Here is a 21231-nt window from a genome sequence, read left to right as displayed (position 1 = left end):
TATCCGCCATAGCTCAGTTGGTAGTAGCGCATGACTGTTAATCATGATGTCGTAGGTTCGAGTCCTACTGGCGGAGTATAATTCTTATTGCTAGACGCAGGTCTAGCTTTTTTTGTTTTATTTTCTTGTTAATTTCACGTTTTTAAGATATTATATGAATAGATTTTTATTCGAGAGGTATTATTATGTCAAATTTTGCATCTGCTTTTACCCCTATTTCTGTTTCTTCGGCTAAGGAGAATATTGATACAGCTGAAAAATTTATTTTATTTATTGGACGTCCTTCTTGTCCATATTGTCAACTTTTTGAACCTAAATTATCAAATGTGGCACGTAATTCAAATCTTACTATTTTCTATATTAATAGCGAAAATAGTGAAGAATTAGAAGATATTCAAGCTTTACGTAAAAGATATGGTATTGCTACAGTTCCTGCTCTTTTTGTTTCAGAAAATGGAACTGCTAAGGTTGTATGTGACTCATCTCTTTCTGAGGATGATATTTTAGATTTTATTTCTTAGTCTTTTTGGAGGTTCTTATGTTTATTTGTAAACACGAGGTCCAGTATTATGAAACAGATCGAATGGGTATTACTCATCATTCTAATTATGTTCGATGGATGGAAGAGGCGAGAACTTTTTTTCTAAGAGAGATAGGTTGGCCTTATGAAAAAATTGAAGAGGAGGGAATTATCTCTCCTGTTACTTCAATTTCCTGTGACTATAAAGCTACTTCTACTTTTGCAGATGTAATTTCTATCGAGACTAATGTTAAAAGAGTTAAATCTGCTAAACTTACTTTTGTATACAATATGGTAAATCAAAACGGAATCCTTGTTTGTACAGCTGTTTCTGAACATAGTTTCTTGTCTAAGGACGGTAGTTTTGTCAATCTTAAAAGAGATTATTCGTCATTTTTTAATCTTTTAAAAGAGCATTTAGTTATGTAATAAAAAAGAAGAAAATCAAATTGATTTTCTTCTTTTATTCGGCAAGGAGTTTTTGATAAATAGCTAAATTTTCATCATCAAATACGTTAAATATTACTTTTTTTATTATACTTGACTCGTCAATAAAGGTTTTGACTGTTTGAATGGCGATTTTGGCAGCTTCTTGTTTTGGAAAATTGAAATCTCCAGTTGATAGACATGGTATAGCAATTGATTCAATGTTATTTTTCTCAGCTAGTGCTAATACTGAAAGATAACTTTTTGCTAAAAGATCTTCATCAATTTGTGTAGGTTGGTCTACTATTTTTGGACCTACTGTATGAATGACAAAGGCAGAGGGAAGATTGTAAGCTGGGGTGATTTTAGCCATGCCAACGGGTTCTTCATATCCTTGTTCTAAGATGAGCTCGAAACAAGCTTGGCGTAACTGAACACCTGCGTATGTATGAATAGCGTTATCTACACAATCATGAAGTGGTTTCATACATCCAAGTAAGGTTTTATTAGCTGCATTTACGATTGCATCTACTTCGAGTCTTGTAATATCACCTTTCCAGAGGTAGATTCGATCATCTTGTGGAATGGGCTGGAGCGAACTGAGTTGTACAAATCCTCTTTCCCCTTTTCTAACTTGTAGGTAAAGGTCTTGGATTGTTAAGAATTGTGTTGATGCTGCCATTGGTTTACGTGTATTAAAGAGTGCTCTGAGAAGTTTTTGTTTTTTCTCGAGTTCTTCTGGGATAATCAAATCATGTAGTTCTAGATTTTCTTTTTTGAGTTCACCTATGAGATAGGTAATCATTGCATCTTTATCCATATTTACTCATTTCTATTTTTATAGTTTTTTATTATTATACTCCCAAGACTGGCTGTGGGCAAGTAATGTCTATGATAGGTAATGACTAATATTTGATAAGAATTTTTTATGTATGTGTCAAATTCTTGCAATAGCCTTTAGAATCATATAGAATAGGTCTACAAAAGTTTTATAATGTCTAGGAGGATGATTAAATGACACAAGTAGTAACAGATGCTACATTTGAACAAGAAACAGCTGAAGGCCTCGTTTTAATTGATTTTTGGGCAACTTGGTGTGGGCCTTGCTTGATGCAAGCACCAATTCTTGAGCAACTTTCTGAAGAGATTTCAGAAGATGAACTTAAGATTGTTAAAATAGATGTTGATGAGAACCCAGAAACAGCTCAGAAGTTTGGAATTATGTCTATTCCAACTTTACTCTTCAAAAAAGATGGTGAGGTTGTTAAGCAAGTAGCAGGTGTACATACAAAAGAACAAATTAAAGCTATCGTTGCCGAGCTTAGCTAACTAATCGTCACAGTCCCTTTTGGGGATTTTTACTTTTAGTTTATTCAAACGACGAGGAGAATCATATGTCTTATTCATTTCAAAATCCTAGTGATGAGGTTATAGAATCTTATTTAAAATCTGCAAAGACGATTGCAATTGTTGGTTTATCTCATCGCAAGGAGGCAGCATCTTATCAGGTTGCTCATTTTCTACAAGCTGCTGGTTATCGTATTATACCAGTAAATCCCAAACTAGAAGGTCAGGAGCTTCTAGGAGAGCATGTTTATGCTCATCTTAAAGATATCCCATTTTCGATTGATATTGTTGATGTATTTAGACGAAGTGAGCTTTTACCAGATGTTGCCTATGATTTTCTTGAAACGGATGCAACAGTTTTTTGGAGTCAAATTGGTCTTGAGAATGAGGAGGCTGAGACTATTCTTCGTCAAGCGAATAGACAGGATATTGTAATGAATCGTTGTACAAAGAGAGAATATATGCGACTCTTTGTTTAATAAAATGAAAAGGTGAGTGAGCTATGCTCGCTCGTTTTTGTTATAATAGAGCTATGATTGAAATTTTTGATACGCATACCCATCTTAATGTGGATAATTTTGCAGGAAAAGAACAAGAAGAAATAGATTTTGCAGCTGAACTAGGTGTTGTTAAAATGAATATTGTTGGTTTTGATAAACCAACAATAAATAAATCTTTAGCACTATCAGAGAGATATGATCAATTATATAGTACGATTGGATGGCATCCTACGGAAGCGGGGTCCTATTCTCAGGAAATTGAGGATAGGATTGTATCACAATTAGATAATCCGAAAGTAGTGGCACTTGGGGAAATCGGTTTGGATTATTATTGGATGGAGGATCCTAAAGAAACTCAGATTGATGTCTTTAAGCGTCAAATAGCTTTGTCAAAGGAACACAATTTACCTTTTGTTGTCCATACACGTGATGCACTTGAGGATACTTACGCTGTTATTAAAGAAGTTGGTGTTGGTCCTCGTGGGGGGATTATGCACTCATACTCAGGATCCCTAGAAATGGCTCAAAAATTTGTTGATCTTGGAATGATGATTTCATTTTCAGGTGTTGTAACTTTTAAGAAGGCTTTGGATGTCCAAGAAGCTGCTCAGAAGTTACCTTTAGATAAGATTCTGGTTGAAACGGATGCACCGTATTTGGCACCTGTTCCCAAACGTGGTCGTGAGAATCGTACAGGCTATACACGTTACGTAGTAGACAAGATTGCTGAGCTTCGTGGTTTAACGAGTGAAGAAGTGGCTAGGGCTACTTATGACAATGCGATGAGGATTTTTGGTCTGGATGAATAAAATAAAGATTCAAGAAGTCATCGTTGTAGAAGGTAAGGATGACACGGCAAATTTGAGACGTTTTTATGAGGTGGATACCTATGAGACTAGAGGATCCGCTATTAATGAGGATGACTTAGAGCGTATCGATAAGCTTAATGACTTACGCGGAGTGATTGTTTTTACTGATCCAGACTATAATGGTGAGCGTATCCGTAAAATCATTATGGAAGCTGTTCCGACAGCAAAGCATGCTTTTTTAAACCGTGGGGAAGCAACACCAAAATCTAAGACTAAAGGTCGTTCATTGGGTGTTGAGCATGCGAGTTTTGAGGATCTTCAAAAGGCCTTATCTGGAGTTTTAGGTAGTTACGATGATGATAATCAGTTTGATATTAGTAAATCAAATCTTATGAAGTTAGGGCTACTGATGGGAGCAGATAGTCGAAAGCGTCGAGAATATTTGGGCGAGGCGCTTCGTATTGGTTATTGCAATGGAAAGCAGCTTTTAAAGCGTTTGGAATTGTTTGGAATCACATTAGATGAGCTAGAAGAGGCTATGTCAAATTACTAGATTACCAGTGATCTTAACATCAAATCGCTACTAAGTAGCTTATTATTGAGGTTGGGATAATTAAGGGTTTGGACCTGTTTTGTGTCCAAATATAAAAATCGAGAAAATAATAAGAAAAGAGAATAAATGAGAATTGCAGATTATAGCGTGACCAAGGCTGTCCTTGAACGCCATGGCTTTACCTTTAAGAAGTCTTTTGGACAGAACTTCTTAACGGATACAAATATTTTACAAAAAATTATTGATACGGCAGAGATCGATAAAAATGTCAATGTAATCGAAATTGGACCTGGTATCGGAGCATTAACAGAATTCTTAGCTGAAAATGCTGCGGAAGTTATGGCTTTTGAAATTGATGATCGGTTGGTTCCGATTTTAGAGGATACATTACGTGACCATGAAAATGTTAACGTAATTAATGATGATGTTCTCAAGGCGGATTTACAGACACGTGTCAAAGAGTTTAAAAATCCAGAACTACCAATTAAGGTAGTCGCCAATTTGCCATATTATATTACGACGCCAATCTTGATGCATTTGATTGAGAGTAAGATTCCTTTTGCAGAATTTGTTGTTATGATGCAAAAAGAGGTTGCTGACCGCATTTCTGCAGAGCCTAATAGCAAGGCTTATGGTTCTCTATCAATTGCTGTACAGTATTATATGACCGCTAAAGTGGCATTTGTTGTCCCTCGTACAGTCTTTGTACCAGCCCCGAATGTTGACTCAGCAATTTTGAAGATGACGCGCCGTGAACAACCGTTGGTTGAAGTTAAAGATGAGGATTTCCTTTTCCGAGTGGCTAAGGCTAGCTTTGTCCATCGTCGTAAGACATTGTGGAATAATTTAACAAATCATTTTGGTAAATCTGAAGAAGTGAAAACCAAACTTGAGCAGGCTTTGGAAATTGCTGATATAAAACCCTCTATTCGTGGAGAGGCTCTATCTATTTCTGATTTTGCACACTTATCAGATGCTTTGAGTGAAGCAGGTCTATAATTTAAAAATCCCACTGAATTTCAGTGGGATTTTTAGCTATGCGGAGAAAGGGATTTGAACCCTCACGCTTGAAAAAGCACATGCGCCTGAAGCATGCGTGTCTGCCATTCCACCACCTCCGCAGTGATAGGATTATTATACTGCAAATTACTAAAAATGCAAGGAGCTTAAGGAAATGGAAATGTGGTTTGTTTTGGATCAGAAAAGCTTTTTAATTTGTGATATAATAGGGCTATTAAACGATTGAGGAGTTCACTTGCAAGGAAGAATTATCAAAGCACTGGCAGGTTTCTATTATGTAGAGCATGATGGTGTTGTATACCAGACGCGTGCGCGAGGAAATTTTAGAAAAAAAGGACAAACACCTTACGTTGGGGATTTTGTCGAATTTTCAGCAGAGGAAAATTCAGAAGGTTATATCCTTAAAATTGGTCAACGAATCAATAGTTTAGTGCGTCCACCCATTGTCAATATAGATCAGGCTGTGGTCATTATGTCTGCTAAGGAACCGGATTTCAATAGTAATCTTCTGGACCGTTTTTTGGTTTTACTAGAGCATAAAAATATAAAACCTGTAATTTATATTTCTAAGATGGATTTGGTTGAAGATGATTCAGAAATGAAGGCCATTCAAAAACAGTATCAAAAAATTGGTTTTGATTTTGTCTTCAGTTTGGAAGAACTATTGTCGCTCTTGACTGATAAAATAACAGTCTTTATGGGACAGACAGGTGTTGGAAAATCAACCTTGTTGAACCGTATTGCCCCAGAGTTGAAGTTGGAAACAGGTGAGATTTCAGACAGTTTAGGTCGTGGACGTCATACTACAAGGGCTGTAAGTCTTTATGATGTTCATGGAGGGAAGATTGCTGATACACCAGGATTCTCTTCGCTAGATTATGAAGTGGATAATGCCGAGGACTTGAGTGAAGCTTTTCCGGAAATCCGTCAAGCTAGTCATGGCTGTAAATTCCGTTCTTGTACCCATACCCATGAGCCTTCTTGTGCTGTTAAGGATGAGGTTGAAGATGGCCAGATCTGGCAAGTCCGTTATGATAATTACCTTCAATTTTTAAGTGAAATTGAAAATCGTCGTGAAACATATAAAAAAACTGTAAAAAGAAAGTAGGTCTCTCATGTCATATAAAATTGCTCCTTCTATCCTAGCTGCTGATTACGCTAATTTTGCTTCAGAACTAGCTCGTATTGATGCATCAGGTGCGGAATATGTTCACATTGATATTATGGATGGTCAATTTGTCCCTAATATCAGTTGGGGAGCAGATGTAGTCGCTAGCATGCGTAAACATAGCAAGTTGGTTTTTGATTGCCACCTTATGGTTGTTGATCCTGAACGTTATGTGGATGCCTATGCACAAGCTGGTGCAGATATCATGACTATTCATGTTGAAGCGACTAAACATATCCATGGTGCCCTCCAGAAAATCAAAGCTGCTGGTATGAAAGCAGGTGTTGTGATTAATCCTGGAACCCCAGTCGAGGCACTTATTCCTGTACTTGATTTAGTGGATCAAGTACTTATTATGACTGTGAATCCAGGTTTTGGTGGTCAGGCGTTCATTCCAGAAATGATGTCTAAAGTAGAGCGTGTTGTGGAGCTTCGCGAAAAAGGTGGCTATTCATTCGATATTGAAGTTGATGGTGGTGTAGATAACAACACCATTGCAGCATGTGCCAAAGCGGGGGCTAATGTTTTTGTAGCAGGCTCTTACCTCTTCAAAAATCCTGATTTGACAGCCCAAGTTCAAACGCTTCGTGATGCTATTGATGCCTAAAATAGCTTTATTTGTCGGTGGTGAGCTAGAGTGGTTCACTACCGATTTTGATTATTTTGTTGGGGTGGATCGTGCTTGCTTACGTTTGTTGGAGTTAGGTTTGCCGCTTAATCTGGCTGTCGGAGACTTTGATTCAGTATCTCGGTCAGAGTTAGAGATGATTCAATCAGCTGCTAAAGAGTGTAGGATTGCTCCAGCTGAAAAGGATGACACGGATACAGAGTTAGCCCTAAAAATTGTATTTCAATTATATCCTGAGGCGGAAGTAACTATTTTCGGTGCTTTTGGTGGCAGAATTGATCATATGTTATCAAATCTATTTTTGGTCAGTGATCCTGAATTAGCTCCTTTTATGAGGCATATCTGTTTGCAGGATAAGCAAAATAAGATTACTTATTATCCAAAAGGAAGTCATAACTTGTTACCAGAACCTGAAATGACATATGTTTCTTTTTTACATGAAGGTGATGGAGAACTGACGATTTTGGGAGCAAAATACGAATTAACTAGTATGAATTATTTTCAAAAGAAAATCTACTCTAGTAATGAATTTGTTGATGGTCCAATTCAAGTGATTGTGCCAAATGGATATGTGATTGTCATCCAGACTAAAGATAGGAGTTAGTATGATCTATCTACTTACACTTTTAACTTTATTAAGCTTTGGGATTCTTATTGTTCTTTTCTTGAGAAATATGGAGTTAAAAGAACAGATTAATAAGAGTTTGGAAGAAAATGCAGATAATCTTTCAGATCAAATTTCGTTTCAATTAGAAAGTTTTGCTAAGACAAACCAACTGGAAACGACAAAGCAATTGAACCAATTGCAGATGGAACTATATCAACAGTTGACAGATATCCGAGAAGTTTTACATCAAAATTTGTCTGATAATCGAGACCGTTCTGACCAACGTCTTGAGCAAATAAACCAAAGCTTAACCAAAGCTGTTAAAGATATGCAGGATTCCAATGAGAAACGTTTGGAACAAATGCGTCAGACAGTTGAAGAGAAACTTGAGCAAACCTTACAAACACGTTTACAAGCCTCTTTTGAGACGGTTTCAAGACAATTAGAGTCGGTTAACCAGGGCTTGGGGGAAATGAAAAATGTAGCCAAGGATGTTGGAAGTCTTAACAAGGTCCTTTCAAATACAAAAACACGAGGTATTTTGGGAGAGCTTCAATTAGGGCAAATTATTGAAGACATATTGACTGTTAATCAGTACGAGCGAGAATTTCCTACGGTATCAGGTTCAAGTGAACGAGTTGAATATGCAATCAAAATGCCAGGAAACCATAAAGATGAATATATCTACCTTCCCATTGATTCTAAGTTTCCTTTGGAAGATTACTATCGTCTGGAAGATGCTTATGAGTCTGGTAATAAAGAGGAGATTGAGAATCACCGTAAGTCACTTCTGACTAGTATTAAGCGATTTGCAAAGGATATTAACAAGAAGTATCTTAACCCACCTGAAACTACAAATTTTGGTATATTATTTTTACCGACGGAAGGACTTTATGCTGAGGTAGTACGTCAACCGGCCTTCTTTGACGCCCTTCGTCGCGAGGAGAATATTGTTATCGCAGGTCCGTCAACCTTATCAGCACTCTTGAATTCATTGTCTGTAGGATTTAGAACTTTGAATATTCAAAAGAATGCGGATGATATTAGTAAGATTTTAGGCAACGTCAAACTAGAGTTTGGCAGGTTTGGAGATATGTTAGCTAAAGCTCAGAAACAATTGAATACAGCAAGTAAAACCGTCGATAGTCTTCTTAACACAAGGAGTAGGGCAATTGTTAGAGCTCTTGATACAATTGAAACCTATCAAGACAGTGCGACACAAAGTTTGTTGGATTTACCACGATTAGAAAACGAGGACAAGCATGAAGATTAATCAAATGAAAAAAGACGAGTATTTTGAAGGTTTTTATCTGATTAAGCGTGCAGAGGTACGTAAGACAAGAGCAGGAAAGGATTACATTGCCTTTACATTCCAGGATGATACTGGAGAGATTTCAGGCAACCTATGGGATGCTCAACCTTATAATGTCGAAGAATTTACCGCAGGTAAAGTAGTGCATATGGAGGGACGTCGAGAGGTTTATAATAATACTCCTCAGGTAAACCAAATTACCTTACGCTTGCCTACATTTGGTGAGCCAAATGATCCAGCTGATTTCAAAGAGAAACCACCAGTAAATCCTTCCGAAGTACGCGAATACCTAGAGCAAATGATTTTCAAGATTGAGGAAGCAACTTGGCAGCGTGTTGTTCGTGCCCTTTATCGAAAGTATAATAAAGAGTTTTTCACTTTTCCAGCTGCTAAAACAAATCATCATGCCTTTGAAAGTGGACTAGCCTATCATACAGCTACTATGGTTCGCTTAGCGGACAGCATTGGAGATATTTATCCAGAGCTCAATAAGAGTCTACTCTTTGCCGGAATTATGCTTCATGATTTAGCTAAGGTTATTGAACTTACTGGTCCTGAAAATACTGAGTATACGGTTCGTGGAAACTTGATTGGTCATATTGCTTTGATTGATGAAGAAATCACTAAGGTGCTCATGGAGCTCAATATTGATGATACGCGTGAGGATGTCGTTGTTTTGCGTCATGTTATTCTCAGCCACCACGGACAACTAGAGTATGGTAGCCCAGTGCGACCTCGTATTATGGAAGCAGAAATTATTCATATGATTGATAATCTTGATGCCAGTATGATGATGATGACGACAGCCCTTAACCTAGTAGGTCCAGGAGAAATGACAAATCGTCTCTTTGCTATGGATAATCGTTCCTTCTACAAGCCAAAATTTGATTAAAATCGAAATTAAGCGAGCATTTTATATGAAAATGTTCGTTTTTTGCTGTATTATGGTATAATAGTTAAAAAGTACAGAAAATATAGGTAACATATGAAATTAAAACGAAGTGAACGCATGGTAGTGATTTCAAACTACCTAATTAATAATCCCTATCAATTGACAAGTCTCAATACTTTTGCAGAGCGATATGAAGCTGCTAAGTCTTCAATCTCAGAAGATGTTGCTATCATTAAAAAAGCTTTTGAGGAAAGTCAAATAGGAGAAATCGAAACAGTAACTGGTGCATCTGGCGGTGTTATGTTTACACCGACCATTTCTGATGAAGATGCAAGAAGTCTGGTTGAAGATCTTTGTAAACGTCTTTCAGAGAGTGATCGTATCTTACCAGGTGGTTATCTCTACTTATCTGATTTATTGAGTACACCATCTATTTTGAAAAATGTTGGTCGTATCATTGCTAGTGCCTTTAAGGGACAAAAAATTGATGCCGTTATGACTGTAGCAACTAAAGGAGTTCCTTTAGCAAATGCAGTAGCAGATGTCTTGAACATTCCGTTTGTTATTGTTCGCCGTGACTTAAAAATTACAGAAGGTTCAACTGTATCGGTAAACTACGTTAGTGGTTCAAGTGACCGTATTGAAAAGATGTTCCTTTCAAAACGTAGTTTGAAACCCAATAGCCGCGTCCTTATTGTTGACGATTTTCTTAAAGGTGGTGGTACCATTACGGGTATGATTAGCTTGCTTTCAGAATTTGATAGTGAGTTAGTAGGTGTAGCTGTATTCGCAGAAAATGCCAAGGGCGATCGTGATATCCATGAATATAAATCATTACTTACTGTTTCTGACATTGATGTAAAAGCACAGAAGGTAGAAGTTGAAGTCGGTAATATTTTTGACAAGTAATTAATCTACGATATTATTCCTAATTTGATGATTAGGAATTTTTCTTTTTAACAAGAAACTGTTGACAATAACTATCGAAAAATGATATTATACTAGACGGTACTTTTTACTTTTGGTCTCTCAAAAGTGTACAGAGACGTGCTGACATAAGTTGCAAAAGTACACACAGATATGGGCTGTCACCAAGTGCCATATCAACCAAAAATAAAAAAACACAGGAGAATGTAGATGCCTACAATTAACCAATTGGTTCGTAAACCACGTCAATCAAAAGTTGTTAAATCTAAATCACCAGCTTTGAACGTTGGTTACAATAGCCACAAAAAAGTTCAAACTAACGTATCTTCACCACAAAAACGTGGTGTTGCAACACGTGTTGGAACAATGACACCTAAGAAACCTAACTCAGCCCTTCGTAAATTCGCTCGTGTACGTTTGAGCAACCTTATCGAAGTTACTGCTTACATCCCAGGTATCGGACACAACCTCCAAGAACACAGCGTTGTTCTTATCCGTGGTGGACGTGTAAAAGACCTTCCAGGGGTACGTTACCACATCGTCCGTGGTGCACTTGATACTGCAGGTGTAGCTGATCGTAAACAAAGCCGTTCTAAATACGGTGCTAAACGTCCTAAAGGATAAGAAGGGAGATAAGATAAAATGAGTCGTAAAAATAGAGCGCCTAAACGCGAAGTATTGGCAGATCCATTGTACAATTCAAAAATCGTTACACGTCTTATCAACCGTGTAATGCTTGACGGTAAACGTGGTACTGCTGCAACAATCGTATACGATGCTTTCGAGCAAATTAAAGAAGCAACTGGAAACGATGCTCTTGAAGTATTTGAAACAGCTATGGACAACATCATGCCTGTACTTGAAGTACGTGCACGTCGTGTAGGTGGTTCAAACTACCAAGTCCCAGTTGAAGTTCGTCCAGAACGTCGTACAACTCTTGGTCTTCGTTGGTTGGTTAACGCATCACGTGCGCGTGGTGAACACACTATGAAAGATCGTCTTGCAAAAGAAATCATGGATGCTGCAAACAACACTGGTGCATCAGTTAAGAAACGTGAAGATACTCACAAAATGGCTGAAGCAAACCGTGCCTTTGCACACTTCCGCTGGTAATCATAAGTTTCAAGCTGAATTACAGTCATATATTCATAAGATAAGATTATGGATTTGTAATAGGCTGACTTTGAATTCAAATAATATCATTCCTATCATTTGAAAACCAGTTAAATATTAGTGAAAAACGGGTAGGTCCTGCCTATCCGTTTTTTGACAATAATGTTATAATAAATAAGTAAACTAAAATATTTATAGGAGAATAAACCTAATGGCACGCGAATTTTCACTTGCAAAAACTCGTAATATCGGTATCATGGCCCACGTCGATGCCGGTAAAACAACTACAACAGAGCGTATCCTTTACTACACTGGTAAAATCCACAAAATCGGTGAAACTCACGAAGGTGCATCACAAATGGACTGGATGGAGCAAGAACAAGAACGTGGTATCACCATCACATCTGCCGCTACAACAGCACAATGGGATGGTCACCGCGTTAACATCATCGATACACCAGGACACGTGGACTTCACAATCGAAGTACAACGTTCACTCCGTGTATTGGATGGTGCCGTAACCGTTCTTGACTCACAATCAGGTGTAGAACCTCAAACTGAAACAGTTTGGCGTCAAGCAACTGAGTATGGTGTTCCACGTATCGTATTTGCCAACAAAATGGATAAAATCGGTGCAGACTTCCTTTACTCAGTAAGCACACTTCACGATCGTCTTCAAGCAAACGCTCACCCAATCCAATTGCCAATCGGTGCTGAAGATGATTTCCGTGGTATCATTGACTTGATTAAAATGAAAGCTGAAATCTATACTAATGACCTTGGTACAGATATTCTTGAAGAAGATATTCCAGCAGATTACGTTGATCAAGCAAACGAATACCGTGAAAAATTGATCGAAGCAGTTGCTGAAACTGACGAAGATTTGATGATGAAATACCTTGAAGGTGAAGAAATCACTAACGAGGAATTGAAAGCAGCTATCCGTCGTGCAACAATCAATGTTGAATTCTTCCCAGTTCTTTGTGGTTCTGCCTTCAAGAACAAAGGTGTTCAATTGATGCTTGATGCGGTTATCGATTACCTTCCAAGCCCACTTGATATCCCTGCAATCAAAGGTATCAACCCAGATACAGACGAAGAAGAAACTCGTCCAGCATCTGATGATGAGCCATTTGCAGCTCTTGCCTTCAAGATCATGACTGACCCATTTGTAGGTCGTTTGACATTTATCCGTGTTTACTCAGGTATCCTTCAATCAGGTTCATACGTAATGAACACATCTAAAGGTAAACGTGAACGTATCGGACGTATCCTTCAAATGCACGCTAACAGCCGTCAAGAAATTGAACAAGTATACGCCGGTGATATCGCTGCTGCTATCGGTTTGAAAGATACTACAACTGGTGACTCATTGACTGATGAAAAAGCTAAAGTTATTCTTGAGTCAATCGAAGTTCCAGAACCAGTTATCCAATTGATGGTTGAGCCTAAGACTAAAGCTGACCAAGATAAGATGGGTATCGGTCTTCAAAAACTTGCTGAAGAAGATCCAACATTCCGTGTTGAAACTAACCCTGAAACTGGTGAAACAGTTATCTCTGGTATGGGTGAACTTCACCTTGATGTCCTTGTTGACCGTTTGAAACGTGAACACAAAGTTGAAGCAAACGTAGGTGCTCCACAAGTATCATACCGTGAAACATTCCGTGCAGCTACACAAGCACGTGGATTCTTCAAACGTCAATCTGGTGGTAAAGGTCAGTTTGGTGATGTTTGGATTGAATTTACTCCAAATGAAGAAGGTAAAGGTTTCGAATTCGAAAATGCTATCGTCGGTGGTGTGGTTCCACGTGAATTCATCCCTGCAGTAGAAAAAGGATTGGAAGAATCTATGGCTAACGGTGTCCTTGCTGGATACCCAATGGTTGACATCAAAGCTAAACTTTACGATGGTTCATACCACGATGTCGATTCATCTGAAACTGCCTTCAAGATCGCTGCGTCTCTTGCACTTAAAGAAGCTGCTAAGACTGCACAACCAACTATCCTTGAACCAATGATGCTTGTAACAATCACTGTTCCTGAAGAAAACCTTGGTGATGTTATGGGTCACGTTACAGCTCGTCGTGGACGTGTTGATGGTATGGAAGCACATGGTAACAGCCAAATTGTTCGTGCATATGTTCCACTTGCTGAAATGTTCGGTTATGCAACAACACTTCGTTCTGCAACACAAGGACGTGGTACATTCATGATGGTATTTGACCACTATGAAGATGTTCCTAAATCAGTTCAAGAAGAAATCATCAAGAAAAATTCTGGTGAAGCTTAATTAGAACTTATAAAGTTAAGGTACTTATGAAAGTAAGTGCCTTTTCTGTTTGCAATTTTTTGAAAAAAATTATATAATATGACTGTTGAAAGGTTGAGTTGAAAGCGCTCAAGTTAATCTTTTCACAATAGGGAGAGCTTGCTCTCAAAATTATATTTATTTGATTTTCATAAGGAGGAAATCACTAATGGTAGTTAAAGTTGGTATTAACGGTTTCGGTCGTATCGGTCGTCTTGCTTTCCGTCGTATCCAAAACGTAGAAGGTGTTGAAGTTACACGCATCAACGACCTTACAGATCCAGTTATGCTTGCACACTTGTTGAAATACGACACAACTCAAGGTCGTTTCGACGGTACTGTTGAAGTTAAAGATGGTGGATTTGAAGTTAACGGTAAATTCGTTAAAGTTTCTGCTGAACGTGACCCAGAACAAATTGACTGGGCTAACGACGGTGTAGAAATCGTTCTTGAAGCAACTGGTTTCTTTGCTAAGAAAGATGCTGCTGAAAAACACTTGCACGAAGGTGGAGCTAAGAAAGTTGTTATCACTGCTCCTGGTGGAAACGATGTTAAAACAATCGTATTTAACACTAACCACGACATCCTTGACGGTACTGAAACAGTTATCTCAGGTGCTTCATGTACTACAAACTGCTTGGCTCCAATGGCTAAAGCATTGCAAGATAACTTCGGTGTTAAACAAGGTTTGATGACTACTATCCACGCTTACACTGGTGACCAAATGATCCTTGACGGACCACACCGTGGTGGTGACCTTCGTCGTGCACGTGCTGGTGCTGCAAACATCGTTCCTAACTCAACTGGTGCTGCTAAAGCTATCGGTTTGGTTATCCCAGAATTGAACGGTAAACTTGACGGTGCTGCACAACGTGTTCCAGTTCCAACTGGATCAGTTACTGAATTGGTGGCAGTTCTTGAAAAAGACGTTACTGTTGATGAAGTGAACGCAGCTATGAAAGCAGCTTCAAACGAATCATTCGGTTACACTGAAGATCCAATCGTATCTTCAGATATCGTAGGTATTTCTTACGGTTCATTGTTTGATGCAACTCAAACTAAAGTACAAACTGTTGATGGTAAACAATTGGTTAAAGTTGTTTCTTGGTACGACAACGAAATGTCATACACTTCACAACTTGTACGTACTCTTGAATACTTCGCGAAAATCGCTAAATAATTCAATTGTATAAAAAGAAGAGCTTCGGCTCTTTTTTTATTTCTCAAAATAATAAAACAGCCGTATAAATTGGCTGTCATAATCTTAGTGGTATTGTGATTTATGAATAAGCTAGAAGGAATTCCAAATAAGTAGAAAGAGCATGACACAACCCCAGGAGTTTTTATTGTGTTTTTGAATGGCTAGCATACCATAAATTAGTATAAAAACGGTAAGTGCTTCAAATAAGGTATAGATATCAAAACCAATGATTCCATGGATAAGAAGGCAAAAAATCGCACAAGTTATTGCTCCACTATCTAACCAAGAGTAAGGAGATGGAAAACGTATGCGTATCTTTTCAGCGATGACTACATAGTTAAATCCTTCCCAGAATCCCCAAATAAGACAGATGAATAGGTATGCTAGGATATTACTAGGAAATGATTGTATCATTACTTCTTTTGTTAATTGTATTGATTGAAGAGGTAGATAGGAATGAATCTGGTGAGTAACTACTTTCAATATGATAAGTGGTAAGGCTATAAGAAGAGATTGAAAAAGGGTAGGAACTAGTTTTTTTGTGATTAATCTAAAGTATCTGAAAGATTCTTTACGATAAAGCATAACAGTGCTGGTTCCCAAGCCTGCAATGGCAAATTGACAACTGGCTAATAAGATTAATCGAAGCCATAGTGGTACTAAGGTTTGGTTAGTGTAGGAAAAAAGAGTTGGTTTAAAAGTAAGAAAGAGTAGAAGAGGAACAAGGGTAAGAATGAGGATTACATTTAGATCATAGTCAGCTTGTTGCTGCCTATTGTTTAGTTGTTTTTTCATAGCTTTTTTACCTTTCTATTTTGATTATATGATAAATGTATTATACTAGCAATAAGCTAGAAATCCTTCTGATTTTGCTATCTCTTTTATGCATTTTGTGATATAATGAAAACGTATTAAAAAATTAAGGAGTCTGATCAAATGGCTAAATTGACTGTTAAAGATGTTGACTTGAAAGGGAAAAAAGTTCTCGTTCGTGTTGACTTCAACGTACCTGTAAAAGATGGCGTGATCACTAACGATAACCGTATCACTGCTGCTCTTCCAACTATCAAGTACATTCTTGAACAAGGCGGACGTGCAATCCTCTTCTCTCACCTTGGACGTGTAAAAGAAGAAGCTGATAAGGAAGGAAAATCACTTGCTCCTGTAGCCGCTGACTTGGCTGCGAAATTGGGTCAAGACGTTAAATTTATCCCAGGCGTTACACGTGGTGCAGAATTGGAAGCAGCTGTTAACGCTCTTGAAGATGGACAAGTTCTCTTGGTTGAAAACACTCGTTTTGAAGATGTTGATGGCAAGAAAGAATCTAAAAACGATCCTGAACTTGGTAAATACTGGGCATCACTTGGAGATGGTATCTTCGTAAACGATGCATTCGGTACAGCTCACCGTGCACACGCATCTAACGTTGGTATCTCAGCAAATGTTGACAAAGCTGTTGCTGGTTTCCTTCTTGAAAATGAAATTGCTTACATCAAAGAAGCAGTTGAAACTCCAGAACGTCCATTCGTAGCTATCCTTGGTGGTTCTAAAGTATCTGATAAGATCGGTGTTATCGAAAACTTGCTTGAAAAAGCTGATAAAGTTCTTATCGGTGGTGGGATGACTTACACATTCTACAAAGCTCAAGGTATCGAAATCGGTAACTCACTTGTAGAAGAAGATAAATTGGATGTGGCGAAAGCTCTTCTTGAAAAATCAAACGGTAAATTGATTTTGCCAGTTGACTCAAAAGAAGCTAATGCATTTGCTGACTACACTGAAGTGAAAGACACTGAAGGTGAAGCAGTAGACCCAGGTTTCCTTGGTTTGGATATCGGTCCTAAATCAATTGCTGAATTCGATAAAGCCTTGACTGGTGCGAAAACAGTTGTATGGAACGGACCTATGGGTGTATTTGAAAATCCTGACTTCCAAGCTGGTACAATCGGTGTGATGGACGCTATCGTGAAACAACCAGGCGTTAAATCAATCATCGGTGGTGGTGATTCAGCTGCCGCAGCTATCAACCTTGGTCGTGCAGATAAATTCTCATGGATCTCTACTGGTGGTGGTGCTTCTATGGAACTTCTTGAAGGTAAAGAACTTCCAGGATTGGCTGCACTTACTGATAAATAAGTCTATTAGAATGATAAGAGTTGGGAAACCAACTCTTTTTTGTGTCATCTCATTGAGTGTTTGATAGAGGCTAAAACTATTATTGGAAAGTAAGTTTCTCTCTAAAAATTGGCGATTATTAGTTAGAACTTTGCAGTAACATACTGTATAAGTAGCCAAATGGTTCATAATCATGTTAAAATGGTAAAATGGGATTGAAATTTGAACCGAAAAAATTTAAATTTGGTATGCGTACACTTAAGACGGGACTTGCTGTCTTTCTTGTTTTAGGTCTTTTTTCTGCTTTAGGTTGGGAAGGGCTTCAGATTGGTTGTTTGACAGCAGTCTTTAGTCTTCGAGAAAACTTTGATAGAAGTATTCAGTTTGGTAAATCACGTATTTTTGCGAATACGGTTGGAGGTCTTTTGTCGCTATTATTTTACTTTGTGAATATGTGGTTTCATCATTCAGTTTGGGTGACCTTGCTATTGGTTCCAATTTTGACAATGTTAACGATTGTCATTAATGTGTCTTTTAATAATGCTTCTGGTGTTATTGGAGGGGTGGCTGCACTTTTGATTATTACCTTGTCTATTCCGCCTGATAATACCTTTACTTATGTTATTGCTAGAGTCTTTGAAACTTTCTGTGGAGTCTTTATAGCAATCCTTGTCAATTATGATTATGATTGGCTACTTAAACATTTAAAATAAGAATGATAGGGTTCTATTGGACTCTATTTTTTATGATTTTTCGATAAAATCCTTAAATTAGAGCGAATACACAATGTAATGTTCGGGAATTGCTTGTTGTGTAAGAAAAAGTAACATAAACTGTTGACATGTAGAAATATTCAGAATATAATTGTTAGGAAAGGAGGATAATCATGGCAAGAGAGAAAGAATTAAGGCGTTCTCTAGCTGTTTTTCCGATTGGAACAGTTATGAAGTTGACGGATTTAACCGCTCGTCAAATTCGTTACTATGAAGATCAAGGTTTAATTCAACCTGAACGTACAGCTGGAAATCGTCGGATGTACTCATTAAATGATATGGATCGTTTATTGGAAATCAAAGATTTTTTGGATGATGGTTACAATATTGCAGCGATTAAACATGAGTACGAAGAGCGTGAAGTTCGTGCCCAACAAAAACAAGTGGCTTTAACAGATGCGGACGTTCGACGTATCTTGCATGATGAACTCCTTCAGCAAGGCCGTTTTACGACCCCGTCACAACAATTTGGTAACTTGCGTATCTAATTACGCTTTGAACTTTTATTTTTGGTTTTTATAAAGGAGACCCCTATTATGGCAATCACAGCAGCTGATATTCGTCGCGAAGTCAAAGAGAAGAATGTTACTTTCTTGCGTTTAATGTTCTCTGATATCCTTGGTGTTATGAAGAACGTTGAAATTCCTGCGACAGATGAACAGTTGGATAAGGTACTTTCAAATAAAGCTATGTTTGATGGTTCATCAATCGAGGGATTTGTTCGTATCAACGAATCTGATATGTATCTTTATCCAGATCTTGATACGTGGACAGTTTTCCCTTGGGGCGATGAAAATGGTGCAGTAGCTGGTCTTATTTGTGATATCTATACTTCTGCGGGTGAACCATTTGCTGGTGACCCTCGTGGTAACTTGAAAAAAGCTTTGCGTCATATGGAAGAAGTTGGTTATAAATCATTTAACCTTGGACCAGAACCAGAATTTTTCCTTTTCAAATTAGATGAGCAAGGTAATCCTACGCTTGAAGTTAACGATAAAGGTGGTTATTTTGACCTTGCACCAACTGACCTTGCAGACAACACACGTCGTGAAATCGTTAATGTGTTGACAGAAATGGGATTTGATGTTGAGGCATCTCACCATGAAGTGGCGGTTGGTCAACATGAAATCGACTTCAAGTATACAGATGTTTTGAAGGCTTGTGATAATATCCAAATTTTCAAATTGGTTGTTAAGACAATCGCTCGTAAACATGGTCTTTATGCGACATTTATGGCGAAACCTAAATATGGTATTGCTGGTAGCGGTATGCACTGTAACATGTCTCTCTTCACTGAAGAAGGAAATGCATTCTTTGATCCAGAGGATCCACGTGGTATGCAATTGTCTCAAGACGCTTACTACTTCCTTGGTGGTTTGATGAAACATGCATACAACTATACTGCAATTATTAACCCAACAGTTAACTCTTACAAACGTTTGGTTCCTGGATATGAAGCTCCTGTATATATTGCATGGGCAGGTAGCAACCGTTCACCATTAATCCGCGTTCCTGCGTCTCGTGGTATGGGTACACGTTTGGAATTGCGTTCAGTAGACCCAATGGCAAACCCATACTTGGCACTTGCTGTTCTTTTGGAAGCTGGTCTTGATGGTATTATTAACAAGGTTGATGCTCCAGATCCAGTTGAAACAAACATTTACTCAATGTCTCCTGAAGAACGTAAAGAAGCAGGTATTATTGATTTGCCATCAACACTTCGTAACGCTCTTAAAGCATTGGAAACAGATGAAGTGGTTCGTCAAGCTTTGGGTAATCATATCTATACAAACTTCCTTGATGCGAAACGTATGGAATGGGCAAGCTATGCTACCTTTGTTTCACAATGGGAAATTGATAACTACTTGGACATTTATTAAGGAATTAAATTTGAAAATCAGGTTATGCCTGGTTTTCTTTTTCTTCTAAATTTATTAAGTTCTTGGACAAATTACGTAGTTTTAACTGAGCTGTTTTCTTTTGTCATATTTCTTTATTCCCCCTTAATCGCATTAAAATATGAGAGTGTTAAACTAATTCCATATTAATCTTATTCAGGGGGAAATATGAAAACTACAAAAAAAGCTGCTTTGGCAGCAGCCTCAAGTGCATTATTGCTCGGTCTTACAGTCGCACAAACAGTTAATGCTGATACTTATACAGTTCAAAATGGAGATTCATTCTTCGGGATTGCTAGTCAGTATGGTGTAGATCCTTATCAATTAGCAGCTGAAAATGGCATGACTATTTGGTCAACAATTGTTCCTGGTGGAAGCTTGGAAGTTTCAGGAGCTACTACGGCAGTTGAAGAAACAACAGAAGTTTCTTCTTCAGAGGTAACAGCTACTGATTCAGATGCTACTTGGAATCGCTATCCAGTTGGTCAATGTACATGGGGTGTTAAGGAAGTCGCTCCATGGGCAAGTAACTGGTGGGGTAATGGTGGTGATTGGGCCGGAAGCGCTGCTAGCCAAGGTTATGCTGTAGGTTCAACACCTGTGACAGGATCAATTGTATGTTGGACTGATGGTGGTTATGGTCACGTTGGTTATGTAACACAAGTTGGTCAAGATGGTCAAATTCAAATCTTGGAGTCAAATTATCAAGGTCAACAACAAATCAATAACTATCGTGGTTGGTTTGATCCACAAAATTCACTAACACCAGGTTCAGTATCTTACATTTATCCAGGTGCATAAAACGGAAAGAAGCGCTTATAGCGCTTTTTTACTTACTGAAGGATTGTGTATTGGACTAGATTTAAACTTAAAAAATGGTAGCTAGATGGCTACCATTTTTTTATGGCTCTATAATTTCTGTAGTGGGTAAAACCACTGTAGAGATTATAGAGCTTTTTGAGTGTAAACAAAAAGTCCCATAAGAACTATAATGAAAAGCAACCAAACCATCATTAGGAAGAACTTATGAGACTTATTAAGAATACCACAGAATTAATCGGAATTAAAGACCAAAATATCAAGATTTCACTTGTTTTTGAAACTGACACTC

The 21231-nt window shown here is 38.0% G+C and carries 24 protein-coding genes and 2 tRNA genes; 23 read left to right on the top strand and 3 right to left on the bottom strand.

From position 1 onward, the window contains the following. Nucleotides 1-2 precede the first annotated feature (2 nt). The 3 genes from H7T99_RS09700 to H7T99_RS09690 all read left to right on the top strand — a co-directional run bounded on the left by H7T99_RS09700 (nt 3) and on the right by H7T99_RS09690 (nt 949). Nucleotides 3-76, top strand: a tRNA-Asn gene (locus tag H7T99_RS09700). Nucleotides 77-185: 109 nt separating this feature from the next. Further along, nucleotides 186-521, top strand: a complete 336-nt coding sequence (traF, locus tag H7T99_RS09695) for a conjugal transfer protein TraF (protein ID WP_037602698.1) — start codon at nt 186-188, stop codon at nt 519-521. 17 nt (nt 522-538) lie between these two features. Continuing rightward, entirely contained in the window at nt 539-949 is a 411-nt protein-coding gene (locus H7T99_RS09690) for an acyl-CoA thioesterase (RefSeq protein WP_037602700.1), read from the top strand. A gap of 34 nt (nt 950-983) precedes the next feature. On the opposite strand, the gene H7T99_RS09685 is transcribed toward H7T99_RS09690, so the two are convergent. Further along, entirely contained in the window at nt 984-1766 is a 783-nt protein-coding gene (locus H7T99_RS09685; protein WP_037602703.1) for a protein-ADP-ribose hydrolase, read from the bottom strand. A 194-nt stretch (nt 1767-1960) separates the two neighbouring features. Here H7T99_RS09685 and trxA point away from each other — a divergent pair, with 194 nt between their 5' ends. From trxA to rsmA, 5 genes are all read left to right on the top strand, one after another. Next, nucleotides 1961-2275, top strand: a complete 315-nt coding sequence (gene trxA, locus H7T99_RS09680; RefSeq protein ID WP_002884315.1) for a thioredoxin — start codon at nt 1961-1963, stop codon at nt 2273-2275. A gap of 65 nt (nt 2276-2340) precedes the next feature. Beyond that, complete coding sequence (locus tag H7T99_RS09675) at nt 2341-2772, top strand: CoA-binding protein (RefSeq protein WP_002891932.1); 432 nt, start codon at nt 2341-2343, stop codon at nt 2770-2772. Nucleotides 2773-2825: 53 nt separating this feature from the next. Then, a complete protein-coding gene (locus H7T99_RS09670; protein ID WP_037602752.1) occupies nt 2826-3602 on the top strand; it encodes a TatD family hydrolase in 777 nt (258 codons plus the stop codon). Then, nucleotides 3595-4155, top strand: a complete 561-nt coding sequence (rnmV, locus tag H7T99_RS09665; RefSeq protein ID WP_037602706.1) for a ribonuclease M5 — start codon at nt 3595-3597, stop codon at nt 4153-4155. The genes H7T99_RS09670 and rnmV overlap by 8 nt, the downstream gene beginning before the upstream one ends. Nucleotides 4156-4281: 126 nt before the next feature. Further along, on the top strand, nt 4282-5154 hold the full coding sequence (gene rsmA, locus H7T99_RS09660) for a 16S rRNA (adenine(1518)-N(6)/adenine(1519)-N(6))-dimethyltransferase RsmA (protein WP_037602708.1): 873 nt from the start codon (nt 4282-4284) through the stop codon (nt 5152-5154). 39 nt (nt 5155-5193) lie between these two features. Here the strand turns inward: rsmA and H7T99_RS09655 are convergent. Then, nucleotides 5194-5276 (bottom strand) — tRNA-Leu (locus tag H7T99_RS09655). A 134-nt stretch (nt 5277-5410) separates the two neighbouring features. On the opposite strand from H7T99_RS09655, the gene rsgA reads away from it, so the two are divergent. The 10 genes from rsgA to gap all read left to right on the top strand — a co-directional run bounded on the left by rsgA (nt 5411) and on the right by gap (nt 15313). After that, nucleotides 5411-6283, top strand: coding sequence for a ribosome small subunit-dependent GTPase A (gene rsgA, locus H7T99_RS09650; protein WP_004183599.1), 873 nt, complete (start codon nt 5411-5413; stop codon nt 6281-6283). A gap of 7 nt (nt 6284-6290) precedes the next feature. Continuing rightward, nucleotides 6291-6950: a ribulose-phosphate 3-epimerase gene (rpe, locus tag H7T99_RS09645; protein ID WP_002884311.1), complete on the top strand. Its 660-nt coding sequence runs from the start codon at nt 6291-6293 to the stop codon at nt 6948-6950. Further along, entirely contained in the window at nt 6943-7575 is a 633-nt protein-coding gene (locus H7T99_RS09640; RefSeq protein WP_037602710.1) for a thiamine diphosphokinase, read from the top strand. Before rpe ends, H7T99_RS09640 begins: the two co-directional genes overlap by 8 nt. A gap of 1 nt (nt 7576) precedes the next feature. After that, nucleotides 7577-8851, top strand: coding sequence for a DNA recombination protein RmuC (gene rmuC / locus H7T99_RS09635; protein ID WP_037602713.1), 1275 nt, complete (start codon nt 7577-7579; stop codon nt 8849-8851). Beyond that, entirely contained in the window at nt 8841-9782 is a 942-nt protein-coding gene (locus tag H7T99_RS09630) for a 3'-5' exoribonuclease YhaM family protein (protein WP_002884679.1), read from the top strand. Before rmuC ends, H7T99_RS09630 begins: the two co-directional genes overlap by 11 nt. A gap of 93 nt (nt 9783-9875) precedes the next feature. After that, nucleotides 9876-10691, top strand: coding sequence for a pur operon repressor (purR, locus tag H7T99_RS09625; protein ID WP_002891918.1), 816 nt, complete (start codon nt 9876-9878; stop codon nt 10689-10691). A 228-nt stretch (nt 10692-10919) separates the two neighbouring features. Continuing rightward, complete coding sequence (gene rpsL, locus H7T99_RS09620; RefSeq protein WP_002884809.1) at nt 10920-11333, top strand: 30S ribosomal protein S12; 414 nt, start codon at nt 10920-10922, stop codon at nt 11331-11333. Nucleotides 11334-11351: 18 nt separating this feature from the next. Then, a complete protein-coding gene (rpsG, locus tag H7T99_RS09615) occupies nt 11352-11822 on the top strand; it encodes a 30S ribosomal protein S7 (protein WP_002884746.1) in 471 nt (156 codons plus the stop codon). 211 nt (nt 11823-12033) lie between these two features. After that, nucleotides 12034-14115: an elongation factor G gene (gene fusA / locus H7T99_RS09610; protein ID WP_002891917.1), complete on the top strand. Its 2082-nt coding sequence runs from the start codon at nt 12034-12036 to the stop codon at nt 14113-14115. A 187-nt stretch (nt 14116-14302) separates the two neighbouring features. After that, nucleotides 14303-15313, top strand: coding sequence for a type I glyceraldehyde-3-phosphate dehydrogenase (gene gap / locus H7T99_RS09605; RefSeq protein WP_002884461.1), 1011 nt, complete (start codon nt 14303-14305; stop codon nt 15311-15313). A gap of 111 nt (nt 15314-15424) precedes the next feature. Here the strand turns inward: gap and H7T99_RS09600 are convergent, their stop codons facing one another. Beyond that, complete coding sequence (locus H7T99_RS09600; protein ID WP_037602717.1) at nt 15425-16129, bottom strand: hypothetical protein; 705 nt, start codon at nt 16127-16129, stop codon at nt 15425-15427. A 141-nt stretch (nt 16130-16270) separates the two neighbouring features. Here H7T99_RS09600 and H7T99_RS09595 point away from each other — a divergent pair, with 141 nt between their 5' ends. The 5 genes from H7T99_RS09595 (at nt 16271) to H7T99_RS09575 (ending at nt 20921) form a co-directional block, all read left to right on the top strand. Next, nucleotides 16271-17470 carry a phosphoglycerate kinase gene (locus tag H7T99_RS09595; protein WP_037602718.1) on the top strand — a complete coding sequence of 400 codons (1200 nt, stop codon included), beginning with the start codon at nt 16271-16273 and terminating at the stop codon, nt 17468-17470. Nucleotides 17471-17658: 188 nt separating this feature from the next. Further along, nucleotides 17659-18162, top strand: coding sequence for an FUSC family protein (locus H7T99_RS09590; protein WP_037602725.1), 504 nt, complete (start codon nt 17659-17661; stop codon nt 18160-18162). A 173-nt stretch (nt 18163-18335) separates the two neighbouring features. Beyond that, a complete protein-coding gene (locus H7T99_RS09585; protein ID WP_008535631.1) occupies nt 18336-18710 on the top strand; it encodes a MerR family transcriptional regulator in 375 nt (124 codons plus the stop codon). A 48-nt stretch (nt 18711-18758) separates the two neighbouring features. After that, on the top strand, nt 18759-20102 hold the full coding sequence (gene glnA, locus H7T99_RS09580; protein ID WP_037602734.1) for a type I glutamate--ammonia ligase: 1344 nt from the start codon (nt 18759-18761) through the stop codon (nt 20100-20102). A gap of 186 nt (nt 20103-20288) precedes the next feature. Further along, the gene (locus H7T99_RS09575; RefSeq protein ID WP_002891908.1) at nt 20289-20921 is read left to right on the top strand and encodes a CHAP domain-containing protein; all 633 of its coding nucleotides are present in this window, start codon (nt 20289-20291) and stop codon (nt 20919-20921) included. Nucleotides 20922-21231: the final 310 nt, after the last annotated feature.

Origin of the sequence: Streptococcus sp. 17.1 (assembly GCF_016648655.1) — a bacterium.
GTDB lineage: Bacteria > Bacillota > Bacilli > Lactobacillales > Streptococcaceae > Streptococcus > Streptococcus salivarius_E.
The sequence above is the reverse complement of the archived record's forward strand: the minus strand, read 5'-3'. Positions and strand labels throughout refer to the sequence as shown.

Bases quoted from the DNA above. Each gene is read 5' to 3' on its own strand.
- H7T99_RS09595 (WP_037602718.1), top strand. From the start codon at position 16,271: ATGGCTAAATTGACTGTTAAAGATGTTGACTTGAAAGGGAAAAAAGTT.
- rpsG (WP_002884746.1), top strand. From the start codon at position 11,352: ATGAGTCGTAAAAATAGAGCGCCTAAACGCGAAGTATTGGCAGATCCA.
- rpsL (WP_002884809.1), top strand. From the start codon at position 10,920: ATGCCTACAATTAACCAATTGGTTCGTAAACCACGTCAATCAAAAGTT.
- rpe (WP_002884311.1), top strand. From the start codon at position 6,291: ATGTCATATAAAATTGCTCCTTCTATCCTAGCTGCTGATTACGCTAAT.
- H7T99_RS09630 (WP_002884679.1), top strand. From the start codon at position 8,841: ATGAAGATTAATCAAATGAAAAAAGACGAGTATTTTGAAGGTTTTTAT.
- traF (WP_037602698.1), top strand. From the start codon at position 186: ATGTCAAATTTTGCATCTGCTTTTACCCCTATTTCTGTTTCTTCGGCT.
- H7T99_RS09670 (WP_037602752.1), top strand. From the start codon at position 2,826: ATGATTGAAATTTTTGATACGCATACCCATCTTAATGTGGATAATTTT.
- purR (WP_002891918.1), top strand. From the start codon at position 9,876: ATGAAATTAAAACGAAGTGAACGCATGGTAGTGATTTCAAACTACCTA.
- H7T99_RS09575 (WP_002891908.1), top strand. From the start codon at position 20,289: ATGAAAACTACAAAAAAAGCTGCTTTGGCAGCAGCCTCAAGTGCATTA.
- H7T99_RS09600 (WP_037602717.1), bottom strand. From the start codon at position 16,129: ATGAAAAAACAACTAAACAATAGGCAGCAACAAGCTGACTATGATCTA.
- H7T99_RS09590 (WP_037602725.1), top strand. From the start codon at position 17,659: ATGGGATTGAAATTTGAACCGAAAAAATTTAAATTTGGTATGCGTACA.
- rsmA (WP_037602708.1), top strand. From the start codon at position 4,282: ATGAGAATTGCAGATTATAGCGTGACCAAGGCTGTCCTTGAACGCCAT.
- trxA (WP_002884315.1), top strand. From the start codon at position 1,961: ATGACACAAGTAGTAACAGATGCTACATTTGAACAAGAAACAGCTGAA.
- rmuC (WP_037602713.1), top strand. From the start codon at position 7,577: ATGATCTATCTACTTACACTTTTAACTTTATTAAGCTTTGGGATTCTT.
- H7T99_RS09685 (WP_037602703.1), bottom strand. From the start codon at position 1,766: ATGGATAAAGATGCAATGATTACCTATCTCATAGGTGAACTCAAAAAA.
- H7T99_RS09640 (WP_037602710.1), top strand. From the start codon at position 6,943: ATGCCTAAAATAGCTTTATTTGTCGGTGGTGAGCTAGAGTGGTTCACT.
- fusA (WP_002891917.1), top strand. From the start codon at position 12,034: ATGGCACGCGAATTTTCACTTGCAAAAACTCGTAATATCGGTATCATG.
- H7T99_RS09690 (WP_037602700.1), top strand. From the start codon at position 539: ATGTTTATTTGTAAACACGAGGTCCAGTATTATGAAACAGATCGAATG.
- rnmV (WP_037602706.1), top strand. From the start codon at position 3,595: ATGAATAAAATAAAGATTCAAGAAGTCATCGTTGTAGAAGGTAAGGAT.
- H7T99_RS09585 (WP_008535631.1), top strand. From the start codon at position 18,336: ATGGCAAGAGAGAAAGAATTAAGGCGTTCTCTAGCTGTTTTTCCGATT.
- gap (WP_002884461.1), top strand. From the start codon at position 14,303: ATGGTAGTTAAAGTTGGTATTAACGGTTTCGGTCGTATCGGTCGTCTT.
- glnA (WP_037602734.1), top strand. From the start codon at position 18,759: ATGGCAATCACAGCAGCTGATATTCGTCGCGAAGTCAAAGAGAAGAAT.
- H7T99_RS09675 (WP_002891932.1), top strand. From the start codon at position 2,341: ATGTCTTATTCATTTCAAAATCCTAGTGATGAGGTTATAGAATCTTAT.